Raw genomic sequence first — 13,313 nt, 5'->3', positions numbered from 1 at the left:
ACAGACCCGCACCCGCCGACACATCAGCAACCCGGCAGACGCACCAGCCCCAACGGAGACGCCCACATGCCATCCGCCGACCTCCTCCTCACCGACACCCGCATCCGCACCATGGACCCGCTCACGCCGGAGGCCACCGCCCTGGCCGTGAAGGACGGCCGCATCGCAGCGGTGGGCGACACCGACACCCTGGTCAGGGACTGGCAGGGCCCCGCCACGGAACGGCTCGACCTCCGCGGAGCCACCGTGACGCCCGGCCTCACCGACGCCCACAGCCACCCCGTCTGGGGCCTCCAGATGGCATCCGGTGCCGACCTCACCGGCGTACAGGACCTGGACGACCTGCGCGCGGCGCTGCGCATGGCCGACCGCATCGACGGCTGGGTCGTCGGCTGGGGTCTCGACCACAACGCGTTCGGCGGCCGCCCCGTCCACCGCGACCTCGTCGAGGACGTGCTCGACGGCGCCCCCGCCTTCCTGCGCCTCTACGACGGCCACTCCGCCCTGGTCAGCGGCGCCGCCCTGAGCGCGGCGGGGATCACCGGGCCGCGGGAGTTCGCCCAGCGCTCCGAGATCGTCTGCGACGCCGCCGGACAGCCCACCGGCCACCTGGTCGAGCACGCCGCCATGGACCTGGTCGACCGCGTCGTACCGCGCCTGTCCTACGAGGCCAGGCGCGCGGGCCTCGTCGACCTGCTCGGCGCCATGGCCGCCACCGGCCTCACCACCGCCCACGTCATGGACGGCGCCGACCTCGACCTGCTCGCCGCCGTCGAGGAGGACACCGGCCTCCCGCTGCGCCTGACCATCGCCCCCTGGTGCATGCCGGGCGTCGACCGCGCGGGGCTCGACGAACTGATCGCGCTGCAACGACGCCACGGGCGGGCCTGGCGGGTCGGCGGCGTCAAGTTCTTCATGGACGGCACGGTCGAGGGCGGCACGGCCTGGCTGGAGCACGCCGACTGCCACGGCCAGGGCACCGACGCGTTCTGGCCCGACCCGGCGGCGTACAGCGCGGCCGTGCGTCACCTCCACGCCGCCGGGGTGCGCACCGCGACGCACGCCATCGGCGACGCGGCCGTCCGGCACGCCCTCGACACCGTCGAGGCGCTCGGCCCGACCGGCCGCGGCGCGCACCGCATCGAGCACATCGAGACCGTCCCCGACGACACGCTCCCGCGGTTCGCCGCGCTCGGCGTCGCCGCGTCCATGCAGCCGCCGCACACCGCGTACACGAAGGGCGACCGCAGTGACGAGTGGTCCCGGCGGCTCGGCGACGAGCGGGCCGCCCGCGCCTGGCGCACCCGGGACCTGCGGGACGCGGGCGCCGTGCTCGCCCTCGGCTCGGACTGGCCGATCGCCCACTACGACGTACGGCGGGTCCTCGCGACGGCCCGGGTGCCGGCGGGCGCCGCGGGCCCCGGGCAGGGCCTGACCGGGCTCGAAGCACTGGAGGGCGTCACCTCGCACGCCGCGCTCGCCGCGGGGGAGCGGGGCGGCCGGATCGCGACCGGCCTGCGCGCCGACCTCACCGTGCTCGGCCTCGACCCGGTGACCGCCCCGGCGGGCGAGCTGGCCGAGGCACCGGTCCTGCTCACGACGGTCGACGGACGCGTCACGCACCGCGGCGACCGGTGACGCACGGAAGGGGCGGCGCCACCGGCGCCGCCCCTTCCGTGCGTGCGGACCGCGGACCTAGGGCCTGTCTCCCAGATCCCTCCTGCCCCGCGGCGTCTGGTGCGTGCTCTCGCCGCACCGGGCGCAAGGCCAAGTACATCCAGTACGAGGCCTTGAGCCCGGCACGCCGAGAGCACGCACCAGACGCCGCGGGGCCCGCCCTTCGGGCGGACGGAGGGATCTGGGAGACAGGCCCTAGGCCTTCACGGACACCATCGGCGGCGGTGCCACCAGACGCGGCAGCGCGTACGGCAGCGCCCCGTACCAGAACCGGGCCACCGCGAAGCCGAACGCCAGGCAGACCATGCCGCCCACCGCGTCCAGCCAGAAGTGGTTCGCCGTCGCCACGATGACCACCAGGGTCGCCGCCGGGTACAGCAGGCCGAGCACCCGCACCCACGGCACCGACGCGAGCGCGAAGATCGTCAGTCCGCACCACAGCGACCAGCCGATGTGCATCGACGGCATCGCCGCGTACTGGTTCGACATGTTCTTCAGGTTGCCCGAGGCCATCGAGCCCCACGTCTGGTGGACGGCGACGGTGTCGACGAAGTGGCCGCCGGTCATCAGGCGCGGTGGGGCCAGCGGGTAGAAGTAGTAGCCGACGAGCGCGACCGCCGTCGTCGCGAACAGCACCAGGCGGGTCGCCGCGTAGCGGCCCGGATGGCAGCGGAACAGCCACACCAGCACGCCGAGCGTGATCACGAAGTGCAGGGTCGCGTAGTAGTAGTTCATGCCGACGATGAGCCAAGTCACCGAGTTCACGGCATGGTTGACGCTCTGTTCGACGGCGATCCCGAGATGGTGCTCCAGCCGCCAGATCCAGTCCGCGTTGCTGAGCGCCTGTGCCTTCTGTTCCGGGACCGCGTTGCGGATCAGGGAGTACGTCCAGTAACTCACCGCGATCAACAGGATCTCGAACCAGAGCCGGGGACGTCGCGGCGCACGGAAGCGGCGCCCGACACGGTTCTCCGCGATGGGTGAGGTGGTGGGCCCCTGTCGGCCTTCCAGTGTCGTCACGGTCGTTTCACCCATAGGCACAGAGTCTGCCAGATTTCGGCCTCCGTCCGATCATCCCTCGGGCGGGTTCGAGCCGCATCCTCTACGCCCTACGGACGAGGCCGCACCCCAGGGGACGAGGCCGTGGAACCCCGCACCACCAGCTCGGGCATGAACACGAATTCACTCTGTGGAGCGGGCGTGCCCCCCATCTCCTCCAGCAGCGTGTTGACGGCCGCCTGCCCCATCGCGTGCACCGGCTTGCGGACCGTGGTCAGCGGCGGATCGGTGAACGCGATCAGCGGCGAGTCGTCGAAGCCGACCACCGACACGTCCGACGGCACGTCCAGGCCGCGCTCCCGCACCGCCCGCACGGCACCCAGTGCCATCATGTCGCTCGCGCAGATCACCGCCGTGCAGCCCCGGTCGAGCAGCGCGGACGCCGCCGCCTGGCCACCCTCCAAGGTGTAGAGGGAGTGCTGGACGAGGTCGTGCCCGGCCTCAGCCGCCCCCGGGCCGACCAGCTCCTTCATCGTGCGCAGGAAACCCTCGATCTTCCGCTGTACGGGCACGAACCGGACCGGCCCCAGCGCGAGCCCTATCCGGGTGTGCCCCAGCGACACCAGATGCGTCACCGCGAGCCGGGCCGCGGCCCGGTCGTCCGGCGAGATGAACGGCGCCGCTATCGACGGCGAGAAACCGTCGACGAGCACGAACGGGACGCCCTGGCCGCGCAGCCGCTCGTAACGGCCGGTGTCGGCCGTGGTGTCGGCGTGCAGCCCGGACACGTAGATGATGCCGCTCACGCCCCGGTCGACCAGCATCTCGGTCAACTCGTCCTCGGTGGAGCCGCCCGGCGTCTGCGTGGCCAGCACCGGCGTGTAGCCCTGCCTGGTCAGGGCCTGCACCACGACCTGCGCGAGCGCGGGGAATATCGGGTTCTCCAGCTCCGGCGTGATCAGGCCGACCAGGCCCTCGCTGCGCCGGTTCAGCCGGACGGGACGCTCGTAGCCGAGCACGTCGAGCGCGGCGAGCACGGACTGGCGGGTGGCGGCGGCGACGCCGGGCTTGCCGTTGAGCACGCGGCTGACAGTCGCCTCGCTCACCCCCGCTTGTGCTGCTATGTCGGCAAGGCGTGCGGTCACGGGACGGGACCTTACCGGTCACCCGGCGTATTTCCCACCGTCGCCCGCCGGGGAGGAAGTGCCCTGCGGGTGGGCCGGGTTGGGGGCGGCCACCCGGATCGGTGAACGTGCCCGATCAGGCGTCGCACCACCCGGTTCCGGCGGTAGCTTGGTGCGGCGGGCCGAGGGGGCCCGCACCCGGATCTGCCCCGAGGGGCTGCCCCGTGAACGGCACCACTGAAGCATCCCGGACCGCAGACGGCAGTACGGTCCTGGTGGTCGACGACACCGCCACGAGCCGCTATGCGCTGGGCGCCGTCCTGGCCCGCGCGGGACACGTCGTCGTCCCCGTCGCCTCCGCCGGGGAGGCCCTCGTCGAGCTCGACCTGCGGCTGCGGGCCGGAGCACTGCCCGACGTGGCACTCGTCGACGTGGGGCTGCCCGACCTGAACGGGTACGAACTGTGCCGCCGCGTCAAGGCGTTGCCCTCGCTCTCCGGCATCCCCGTCGTCCACTTCTCGGCCACGCCGTCGGGCTCGGGCGACCGCTGCCGGGCGCTCGACGCGGGCGGCGAGGCGTATCTGACGGTCCCCGCCGAGCCGGAGGAGATCCGGGCCGTGGTGCGGGCCGCGCTGCGCGGCGCCCGCGAACTCGTCCACGCGCAGGCCCAGTTCGGCCGGCTCGCCCTGCTGTCCGAGGCGGTCGTCGAGGTGCAGGGCGCCCGCTGCCTCACCGAACTCGCCGCCGTCGCCGCCGAGGTGACCGCCCGGCTCACCGAGCAGAGCGCCGCCGTGTTCGTCCACGGCGAGGAGGGCGCGATGTACACCGGCGAGTCCCGGCGCGCCCGCCGCCTCGGCGTGCCCGGCACCGAGGACCGGGACCGCGCCGTCGCGCTGGTCCGCCGCCTGATGTGCGAGGGCGGCGGGGTGCGCACCACCGTGGTGCCCGGACCGCTGTGGCCCGAGGCGTACTTCGGGTCCGGCGACGTGCGCCTCGTGCTCGCCTGCAACCGGGACGGCCGGCTGCCCGTGTGCCTGGCCACCCCCGCCTACCCGGACCTGGCGGGCCGGATCTCCCCGCTCGTCACCCAGCTCGCCCGCGCCACCGCGCTCGCCGCCGAGCCGCTCCTCATGTACGAGCAGGAGCGCCACGTCGCCCTCACCCTGCAACGCAGCTTCCTGCCCAGCCAGTTGCCCGTGGCCCCGGGGATCGAGGTCGTCTTCCGCTACGAACCCGCCTCCCAGCAGACCGAGATAGGGGGTGACTTCTACGCCGCGCTGCCCACCCCCGCCGGAATGCTCGTCGGCATCGGGGACGTGGTCGGGCACTCCCTCGACGCGGCCACCGTCATGGTCGAGATCCGGCACGCGCTGCGCGCCTACAGCATCGAGGACCCGTGCCCCGCCCGGCTCGTGACCCGGCTCGACCGGATGCTCCAGCACTACCACCCGGAGTGCACGGCCACCCTGTGCCTGGCCCTCGTCGACCCCGACACCGGCCGCACGTCCATCGCGAACGCGGGCCACATCCCGCCGCTCCTCGTGCCCCCGGGCGGCCCCGCCCACTACGCGTCCGCGTCCGGGCCGCTGCTCGGCCTCGGCCTGCCGCACCCCGGCCCGAGCGAGGCGCGGATCGGGCCCGGCGAGCGGCTCCTCATGGTCACGGACGGCCTGATCGAGACGCGCGGCACCGACCTCGCCGTCTCGATGGAGCAGCTCCGCCGGGCCGCGACCGCCGCACCCCCGGCCCCGGACGACCTCTGCGACACGCTCCTCAGCTGCTTCGGCCGAGACCGGGCGGACGACATAGCCCTGCTCGCCCTCCGCCTCAGCCCAGGCGTCTCGCCCTGAGCGTCACCCCGCTGCATCTCCCGGGGGCGACCCCCGGACCCCCGGCCGGACGGGCGGTCAGCCCACCCGCTTCTCCATGAGCGTCACCCCGCCGCATCTCCCGGGGGACGACCCCCGGACCCCCGGCCGGACGGGCGGTCAGCCCACCCGCCTCTCCATAAGCGTGACGCCGTAACTACTGCCTCCCGCACCGGACTTGAAGGGCTGCTCGCCGACCGCGGTGTAGCCGCGGCGCTCGTAGTAGGTGCGCAGCCTGGGGTTCGAGGAGGCGCAGTCGAGGCGGCACAGCGGGCGGCCCGCCTCGGCGATCCGGTGTTCCGCGTGGGCGAGGAGCGCGGCGCCCGTGCCGGCCGCAACGCCGCGGCGCACCATCAGACGGTGCACGTAACCGGCGACGGGCGGCTGGGCGCCCCACGCGGGCTCGTCGTCCCACCACAGCTCGTAGCCGCCCGCTGCCGTGCCGTCGGCACTCTCCGCGAGCCACACCTCGCCCTCCTTCATCCGCAGCAGGAAGTGCTCCGCGCTCTTCTCGCCGGGCTTCCACTGGTCGATGCCGTTGGCCAGCATCCAGCGGGCCGCGCCGTCGTACAGCGCGACGAGGATGTCCAGGTCGTCCGTGTCCGCTCTGCGGAACGTGAGTTGTGCCGTCATGCCGATCACCGTAAAGGTGATCGTCGACACGTCCGTACGCACCTTCCGGAGCTCCCATGCCTCAGATCACCGTCGACTACTCCGCGGGCCTCGACGACCGGCTCGACCGGGCCGGGCTGGCCGGCGCCGTCCACCAGGCCGCCGTCGACACGGTGGCCGCGCGGATCCCGGCCTGCAAGACGCGCTTCCGCCGGGCGGAGGAGACCGTCGTCGGCGACGCGGACGCCCCGGTCCTGCACGTGGAGGTCGCCCTGCTGGCCGGCCGCACCGAGGAGGCCAAGGCCGCCCTCGCGGACGCCGTGCTCGGACTGCTGCCCGCCCACGTCAAGGCCCCGGAGGGCGTCCACTTCTCCGCGGAGGTACGGGACCTGGAGCCCGCCTACAGGTCCGCCATCGGCTGACCGGACGGCGCGAGCGCGACCAGCCGGCCGACCAGGTCGGCGAAGGGGCCGTCGGCCGGCTCGTCCGCCAGGATGCGGCGCAGCAGTGCCGCCATCTCCTCGTCGTACGCGGCGCTGACCGCGGCCAGCGCCGCGAAGTCGTGGACGAGCTGGAGCTGGAGCTCCTCGCGCGGGATGCGCCGGCCGTCCAGCCAGATCAGCGCCGTCGACTCGGCGAGCGACACCCAGGAGCGCACCACCAGGTCCAGGCGTGGGGACGGCGTGGCGACCCGCAGGTGCGCGAGGATCTGGAGGTACGCCGCCTGCCGCACCGAGTCGATGAGTGCGTTCGTCGTCGAGGAGCCGACCGCCGGGCCACCGCGCATCAGCGCCGAGAAACCCGGCCCGTGCTCGTCCACGAAGTCGAAGAACCGGCCCATCACCCGCAGCAGGCGCGCCCCGAGCGGCCCGTCCTGCGGCTCCCTGAACCGCTCCGCCAGATCCTCGGCGGCCCGCTTCAGCGCGGCCTCGTACAGGCTCAGCTTGCCCGGGAAGTAGTGGTAGACGAGCGGCCGCGAAATGCCCGCGGCGGCCGCTATCTCGTCGATGGAGACCTCGTCGGGGGAGCGGTGACTGAACAGTTCGAGGGCGACCCCGATCAACTGCCGCCGCCGCTCCTCGACTCCCATTCTGCGCCGCACCCCGGTAGTCATACCGAACACTCTACCGAGCGGATCGAGCCCGCCCGCCTAGAGATCGAGGGTCAGCCGCTCACCGCGGGCCCGCGACACGCAGATCAGCATCGTGTCGGCCCGCTCCGCCTCGGTGAGGAGCTCGTCGCGATGGTCGATCTCCCCTTCCAGGACCCGCTGTTGGCAGGTTCCGCAGAAGCCCTGCTCGCACGAGTACATCACGCTGGGCAGCTCCGCACGGACCGCCGCGAGCACCGTGGTGCCGGCCGGCACGGGAACGACCTTGCCGCTGCGCCGCAGTTCGACCTCGATCGGGCGGTCGCCGTCGGCCGTGCCGCGTGGCGCGAACCGTTCGAGGTGCAGCGTCCGCCCCTCGGGCAGCGCCTCCTCCACGGCCGCCATCAGCCCCTCGGGCCCACAGCAGTACACGGCCGTGCCGGGCGCCGTGTCCGCGAGCGCCGCGCCCAGGTCGGGCCGCCCGTCCTCGTCCTCGGCGACGACGGTGACCCGGTCGCCGGCCAGCTTCCGCACGTCCTCCAGGAACGGCATCGAGGCCCGCGTCCGGCCCCCGTACAGCAGCTTCCAGTCGGCGCCGCGCGCCTCGGCCGCCCGCAGCATCGGCAGGACCGGGGTGATCCCGATGCCGCCCGCGACGAACAGGTAGGCGGGCGCGGCCGGGTCCAGCGGGAAGCGGTTGCGCGGCCCGCGCACCTCCACCTCCGCGCCCTCGGCCAACTGCTCGTGCACCTCGCGCGAGCCGCCGCGCCCGCCCTCGTCGGCCGGGACGAGCCGGGTGGCGACGGTGTACGACGAGGAGTCCTCGGGGTCCCCGCACAGCGAGTACTGCCGCACCAGCCCTGAGGGCAGCACGAGATCGAGGTGGGCGCCCGGCTGCCAGGCAGGCAACTGATGCCCCTCCAGGCGGAGTTGGACGACCTCGTCGGCTATCCGCTCGTGCCCGGCGACGAGCAGCTTCAGGGCGCGGGCCCGCGGCCGCCCCGAGACCGGCTCCTCCAGGGCGGGCAGCGGCCACAGCGGGGAGACCTGCACGCGGCGGCGCAGCGCACGGCGCACGACGAGCGCGGCACCGGCGACGACGACGGCCCTGCGCAGGGTACGGGGCTTCATCGGGCGACTCCCCGGCGGGCGCTCTCGCGGGCCTCGGCGGCCGACGCGGCGGGCGACGAGGCGAGGTAGGCGACGGCCTGCTCCGTGTCGCCCTCCTGCTCGGGGTGGTAACTCCGGCTCAGATAGCGGGGGATGGACCGCACCATCGCCCCGGTCGACGGCAGCACGCCCCGCTTGCCGCCCCGGTAGAAGTCCTTGAAGGAGGCCTTGCCGTCCAGCAGCGTCGGATCGTTCTCCATGAAGAAGCGCGCGCCACGCTGCCACAGGAAGACGAGGGCGGTGAACGCGGTGGCCCAGGTGCGTACCCGGCGCCGGTAGCTGCCGTCGACGTGCTGGAACAGCTCGAAGGCGACCGAGCGGTGCTCGACCTCCTCGGCGCCGTGCCAGCGCAGCAGGTCCAGCATGGTCGGGTCGGCGCCGCGGCGGTCCAGCTCGTCCGCGTTCAGGACCCAGTCGCCGAGGAACGCCGTGTAGTGCTCGATGGCCGCGATGAGCGCGACCCGCTCCATCAGCCACCACTCGCGGGCCTTCCCCGGCGGCAGCGTCCGGTCGCCGAGCAGCTTCTCGAAGAACCAGTCCACCTGGGCCGTGTACGGCGTCGGGTCGAGACCCTGCTCCTTGAGGTGGGGCAGCACCTCGTCGTGCGCTTGCGAGTGCATGGCCTCCTGGCCGATGAACCCGATGACGTCCTCGCGCAGCCGGTCGTCCCGGATGTGGGGCAGGACCTGCTTGTACACGTGCACGAACCAGCGTTCGCCCGCCGGGAGCAGCAGGTGCAGCACGTTGATGGTGTGCGTGGCGAACGGGTCGTCGGGGAGCCAGTGCAGAGGGGTCTTGTCCCAGGCGAAGGACACCTGGCGTGCCTTCAGCGTGACGCGCGTATTAGACATGGCGTCAATGTACTGACGGGTAGGCCGAGGGGTACACCCCTCGGACGCGACTTTCTTTACGTGATCGTCAGCAGCGGTCCGGCGCGGTGACGTCAGCGCAGCGTCGTCACCCGGGTGCCGTCCGCCGTCCGGCCGGTCAGCGTCAGTTTCGCGCCCCGCGGAGCCTGCACGGCCAGCAGGTTCCCGGCCCCGGTCGCGCCCGCCGCCACCACGGAGTCGACCTTCTTGCTGCCCGCGGCGACCAGGTACCAGGTGCCGGCCCGCGACTTCCAGCGCACGCCCGCGAGCACCAGCGGATCACGCGCGCCGCAGGCGGGGGAGCCCTCCGACTTCGCCGCGACCACCGCCGTGGCGGCGCCCGGCGCACCGAACAGGGCGAGGGTGCGCGGACCGCCGCCCCGCCAGGTCTCGGCCCGGGTGCACACCCACTGCGCGACCCCGTTCGCCTCGGGCAGCTGCTGGCTCGCGTACGCCCACGCGTTGACGGAGCTCACCCCGTGCGAGCGGGCCGCCGCGAGGGAGCACGCGGTGGTCCGCCAGTCGCCGGGCGCGGACTCGCGGGGCGCGTCGGGGCGGCCCGACGTGAGGTGCGCGGGCACGAGTTCGCCGAGGTCCGTGGCGAGCCGGGTGCCGGTGGCGTCGGTCAGCGCCAGCGCGTTCCACGACGTGCACGACGCGGCCAGGGCGGGGCTGGGGAACGGCGCCGTCACCCCGTCCTTCGTCCGCGCCAGCGGCTGCGGCGCCGCGGCCGGGCGCAGCAGGTCCCGGACCGCCGAGCGGGTCACCCAAGGGGCGGTCAGATAGCGGACGTTGCCGTCGGCGCGGTTCAGGACGACGGCGCCCGACTGCGGGCCCGTCGCCCCGTCGACCCGCGCGAAGTCGAGCGCGGCGCCGCTCGTGCCGCTCTCCGGCTCGGCGTAGCGCACGATGCGCAGGCCGTCGTAGAGCAGCACGATGCGGGCCCGGTCGACCACGCCCGCGTAGAGCAGCTGCGCGGGTCCCGGCGGGGCGCCCGCCTGGGTGCCGGGCGTCGCCGACACCTGCACGGACCCACCGGGCCGCGCCCACACCGCGAGGGCCCGGCGCAGCAGGTCCCGGTCGCCCGTGAGGGAGCCGCGGGCCGGCCACACCGAGAAGTCGGTGCGCGCGGAGTTCTGCCACGCGCCCACCGCGACCTTCGTCAACTTCCCCGGATCCAGGGCGGCTTGACCGGCCGGGTTCTGTGCGTACGGCGGCGCCGCCGCGCCGTCCCGGCCCCAGCCGCCACCGGGCAGACCGAGCAGCGCGCCGCACACCAGGGTCGCCGCGACCGCCGCGGCCACCGCCTTCACGTGCTGGCGGCGGCGCATCAGATCGGTGGGGCGGGCGTGCAGGGAGCACGGGTCGAACTCCGGCGATTCGAGCAGCGCGTACTGCGCCTCGACCCCGTCCGCAGCCGCGAGCGCCGCCGCCGTCTCCTCGGGGGTGCAGCCCGCGGCGGTGAGCGTGGTGCGTACGGCGGTGTCGTCCAGGCGCTCCAGACCGCGCAGCACGTACGCGGCGCGGGCCGGACCGGTCAGCGCCGACAGCCGCTGGTCCAGGGCGAGTTCATCGGCGCCGCCGGACTTGGGGAAGAGCTTGAGCCCCCGCACCTGCGGCAGCAGCGGCGGCAGCTGGGCCCGCTTCGGCCAGGCCGCACGGCGCAGCGGCAGCCCCGCCTCCAGGGCGCTGCGCAGCACCCGGAGGCGCACGTAGGCGTAGCCCGGGTCACCGGTGCGGTGGTCGCTGCCGCGCTGGGCGGGGACCGCCGGGGGCGCCGGTGCGGTGCGGCCCCGGGGGAGCGCCCGTTGGGTCATCGAGTGGGCGGTGAGCACGCGGCGGTTGCGGCCCAGGCCCGGCGGCAGCACCAGGTAGGCGAGGCGGACCAGGCGGGGGTAGTGCTCGACCAGCGCGGCTTCGGCGTGCTCGACGTCGATGACGTCGGCTCCGCCGGGGGACGGGGGAGTGGGTTGCTGCACCTTTGACTGCACGTTCAGCAGAACGAGCGAATCGTGGGATGGTCACAGGGGTGTGGCTTCGGGTGCGGCTCTCGCCGTGGTTGCTCGCGCAGTTCCCCGCGCCCCTGAAGGCCTGCGCTGCGCGCTGCCTTCCCCCACGGGGAGACGCCGCACCGAAGACGCGCATCTCAGGGACGCGACCAGCCACCACGATGCGACCCGCGCTCAAAGAACCGACCGCGACATGGCAGACGCCCAGGGGCGCGGGGAACGGCGCGACCAGCCACGACGAGACCCACGCTCAAAGAACCGACCGCGACATGGCAGACGCCCAGGGGCGCGGGGAACGGCGCGACCAGCCACGACGAGACCCACGCTCAAAGAACCGACCGCCACCCGGCACACGCTCAGGGGCGCGGGGAACGGCGCGAGCAACCACGACGAGACCCCCGCTCAAAGAACCGACCGTGACATGGCAGACGCTCAGGGGCGCGGGGAACTGCGCGAGAAGGCCCAACGGCCCGCACCCGGCACACGCCCCCGAAGCTACGGCGCGACCCGCAGCGCTCGCGCATAGTTCCCCATCGACCGCTGATATCGCGGCAGATGCGGCGCCAGAGCCTCCAGCACCAACGACAACCCCTCCCGATCCCGCCCCAGCGAGGAGTAGCACAGAGCCAGACACCCCCGCACCGCATCGTCCAACTCATCGCCGGGCGCGCCCAGTTCGGGCTCCAGCAGAGCGACCCCCTCCGCGGCCCGCCCGACGTTCCGCAGGGAACTCGCCAGCTGGATCTTCGTGCGCCGGACCCGATACCCGGCCAACCCCAGCCGCAGCCCCTCCTGGTACAGCGGCACCGCCTGGTCGGAGTGCCCCGTCGAGTCCCAGGCGCAGGCGCGCTCGAAGGCGGCCACGGGGCTACCGGCGGGCAGTTCGGCGACGAGGTCGTCGACGAGCGCGCGGAAGTCGCCCGCGCTCTCCTCGTCGTAGTCGTCGAACGTCGCCCACAGCGCCGCGATCCGCGCTTCCCAGTCACTGCCCTCGATGCCCATCGGGTCACCCTCGGCGATCACCCGTCGGCCGTCAACCGCTTTCGGATCACGGCCACGGCCTCGTCCGGCACGCCGAGCCCCTCCCGTACGTAGGTCTCGACGCCGCCGTACCGCGTGGCCACCTCGTCCAGCGCGGCCCCCAGGTAGCCGGGCACCACCCCGACGACGGAGAGCGCGATGTCCGGGTCGCCGCCCTGCGCCGTGAACCCCTCGACGAGCGGCGCGAACGACCGCCGCACCGCCGCGTTCACCGCCAGGTACTCCGCCTCGACCGTGGCGTCGTCCGCGCCCAGCAGGGTCAGGATCACGGTGGCGCCCCAGCCGGTGCGGTCCTTGCCCGCCGTGCAGTGGAAGAGCAGCGGCCCGGCGTCGGGCGCGGCGAGTTCCAGGAGCAGCGTGCGGTACGCGGCGCGCGCCGAGCCCGACGAGACCAGTGACCGGTACGTGTCGGCGAACAGCGCCTCGGCCTTCCCGCCGCCCAACTGCCGCTCAGCGCGCACCGGATCGGCGAGCACCTCCTTCAGCCGGGCCGCCGCGGGCGCCACCCCGGCCTGCGCCAGCTTGTCGGCGAGCGCGTCCGCGGCCAGGGCGCGCACCCCGTCCGGGGTGCGGTCGGGGCGCGCGGCGCGCTCGGCGTCCGTGCGCAGGTCCAGGATCGTGCGGATGCCGAGCGCCGCGAAGGCGGGGTCGGCCGCCGGGTCGAGCCGGTCCAGCTGGCCCGAGCGGAAGACGAGCCCGGGCCGCACCCGGCCGCCGTCGGCGAGCGGGGTGCCGCCCAGGTCGCGCAGGTTGGCGACGGTGGTGGCGGGGATGGGGACGGCCATGGGCGGAACTCCCGTACGTTCGGGTTTGCGCGGTATGTCCCGCCCAGTGTCCCCTACCGGCCCCGCCGC

The 13,313-nt window shown here is 74.0% G+C and carries 12 protein-coding genes; 3 read left to right on the top strand and 9 right to left on the bottom strand.

What is annotated here, in order from left to right; genetic code table 11:
* The first annotated feature begins 66 nt into the window (after positions 1–66).
* A complete protein-coding gene (locus tag RBJ77_RS26125; RefSeq protein ID WP_372347275.1) occupies positions 67–1,638 on the top strand; it encodes an amidohydrolase in 1,572 nt (523 codons plus the stop codon).
* Between the two features lie 234 nt (positions 1,639–1,872).
* Here the strand turns inward: RBJ77_RS26125 and RBJ77_RS26120 are convergent, their stop codons facing one another.
* Together RBJ77_RS26120 and RBJ77_RS26115 are read right to left on the bottom strand one after the other, a co-directional pair.
* Entirely contained in the window at positions 1,873–2,712 is an 840-nt protein-coding gene (locus RBJ77_RS26120; protein WP_372347274.1) for a phosphatase PAP2 family protein, read from the bottom strand.
* Between the two features lie 74 nt (positions 2,713–2,786).
* Positions 2,787–3,821, bottom strand: coding sequence for a LacI family DNA-binding transcriptional regulator (locus RBJ77_RS26115; RefSeq protein WP_372347273.1), 1,035 nt, complete (start codon positions 3,819–3,821; stop codon positions 2,787–2,789).
* A gap of 203 nt (positions 3,822–4,024) precedes the next feature.
* Between RBJ77_RS26115 and RBJ77_RS26110 the strand changes: the two genes are divergently transcribed.
* Positions 4,025–5,650, top strand: a complete 1,626-nt coding sequence (locus RBJ77_RS26110; protein WP_372347272.1) for a SpoIIE family protein phosphatase — start codon at positions 4,025–4,027, stop codon at positions 5,648–5,650.
* A gap of 138 nt (positions 5,651–5,788) precedes the next feature.
* Here the strand turns inward: RBJ77_RS26110 and RBJ77_RS26105 are convergent, their stop codons facing one another.
* Positions 5,789–6,301, bottom strand: a complete 513-nt coding sequence (locus RBJ77_RS26105) for a GNAT family N-acetyltransferase (protein ID WP_372347271.1) — start codon at positions 6,299–6,301, stop codon at positions 5,789–5,791.
* A gap of 56 nt (positions 6,302–6,357) precedes the next feature.
* Between RBJ77_RS26105 and RBJ77_RS26100 the strand changes: the two genes are divergently transcribed.
* Complete coding sequence (locus RBJ77_RS26100) at positions 6,358–6,702, top strand: 5-carboxymethyl-2-hydroxymuconate Delta-isomerase (protein ID WP_372347270.1); 345 nt, start codon at positions 6,358–6,360, stop codon at positions 6,700–6,702.
* Here the strand turns inward: RBJ77_RS26100 and RBJ77_RS26095 are convergent.
* The 6 genes from RBJ77_RS26095 to RBJ77_RS26070 all read right to left on the bottom strand — a co-directional run bounded on the left by RBJ77_RS26095 (position 6,681) and on the right by RBJ77_RS26070 (position 13,244).
* A complete protein-coding gene (locus tag RBJ77_RS26095; RefSeq protein WP_372347269.1) occupies positions 6,681–7,394 on the bottom strand; it encodes a TetR/AcrR family transcriptional regulator in 714 nt (237 codons plus the stop codon). The genes RBJ77_RS26100 and RBJ77_RS26095 overlap by 22 nt on opposite strands.
* 36 nt (positions 7,395–7,430) lie before the next feature.
* Positions 7,431–8,501 (bottom strand): 2Fe-2S iron-sulfur cluster-binding protein, encoded by a 1,071-nt coding sequence (locus RBJ77_RS26090; protein WP_372347268.1) that lies wholly within the window; start codon positions 8,499–8,501, stop codon positions 7,431–7,433.
* On the bottom strand, positions 8,498–9,391 hold the full coding sequence (locus tag RBJ77_RS26085; RefSeq protein WP_372347267.1) for a metal-dependent hydrolase: 894 nt from the start codon (positions 9,389–9,391) through the stop codon (positions 8,498–8,500). Before RBJ77_RS26085 ends, RBJ77_RS26090 begins: the two co-directional genes overlap by 4 nt.
* Before the next feature lie 92 nt (positions 9,392–9,483).
* Positions 9,484–11,388, bottom strand: a complete 1,905-nt coding sequence (locus RBJ77_RS26080; protein ID WP_372347266.1) for a hypothetical protein — start codon at positions 11,386–11,388, stop codon at positions 9,484–9,486.
* A 525-nt stretch (positions 11,389–11,913) separates the two neighbouring features.
* Positions 11,914–12,420, bottom strand: coding sequence for a tetratricopeptide repeat protein (locus RBJ77_RS26075; RefSeq protein WP_372347265.1), 507 nt, complete (start codon positions 12,418–12,420; stop codon positions 11,914–11,916).
* A 17-nt stretch (positions 12,421–12,437) separates the two neighbouring features.
* Positions 12,438–13,244 carry a tyrosine-protein phosphatase gene (locus tag RBJ77_RS26070; RefSeq protein ID WP_372347264.1) on the bottom strand — a complete coding sequence of 269 codons (807 nt, stop codon included), beginning with the start codon at positions 13,242–13,244 and terminating at the stop codon, positions 12,438–12,440.
* Positions 13,245–13,313: the final 69 nt, after the last annotated feature.

It is taken from the genome of Streptomyces sp. KL116D (genome assembly GCF_030766975.1).
GTDB lineage: Bacteria > Actinomycetota > Actinomycetes > Streptomycetales > Streptomycetaceae > Streptomyces > Streptomyces longispororuber_A.
The sequence above is the reverse complement of the archived record's forward strand: the minus strand, read 5'-3'. Positions and strand labels throughout refer to the sequence as shown.

Bases quoted from the DNA above. Each gene is read 5' to 3' on its own strand.
- RBJ77_RS26125 (WP_372347275.1), top strand. From the start codon at position 67: ATGCCATCCGCCGACCTCCTCCTCACCGACACCCGCATCCGCACCATG.
- RBJ77_RS26120 (WP_372347274.1), bottom strand. From the start codon at position 2,712: ATGGGTGAAACGACCGTGACGACACTGGAAGGCCGACAGGGGCCCACC.
- RBJ77_RS26105 (WP_372347271.1), bottom strand. From the start codon at position 6,301: ATGACGGCACAACTCACGTTCCGCAGAGCGGACACGGACGACCTGGAC.
- RBJ77_RS26100 (WP_372347270.1), top strand. From the start codon at position 6,358: ATGCCTCAGATCACCGTCGACTACTCCGCGGGCCTCGACGACCGGCTC.
- RBJ77_RS26095 (WP_372347269.1), bottom strand. From the start codon at position 7,394: ATGACTACCGGGGTGCGGCGCAGAATGGGAGTCGAGGAGCGGCGGCGG.
- RBJ77_RS26090 (WP_372347268.1), bottom strand. From the start codon at position 8,501: ATGAAGCCCCGTACCCTGCGCAGGGCCGTCGTCGTCGCCGGTGCCGCG.
- RBJ77_RS26085 (WP_372347267.1), bottom strand. From the start codon at position 9,391: ATGTCTAATACGCGCGTCACGCTGAAGGCACGCCAGGTGTCCTTCGCC.
- RBJ77_RS26075 (WP_372347265.1), bottom strand. From the start codon at position 12,420: ATGGGCATCGAGGGCAGTGACTGGGAAGCGCGGATCGCGGCGCTGTGG.
- RBJ77_RS26070 (WP_372347264.1), bottom strand. From the start codon at position 13,244: ATGGCCGTCCCCATCCCCGCCACCACCGTCGCCAACCTGCGCGACCTG.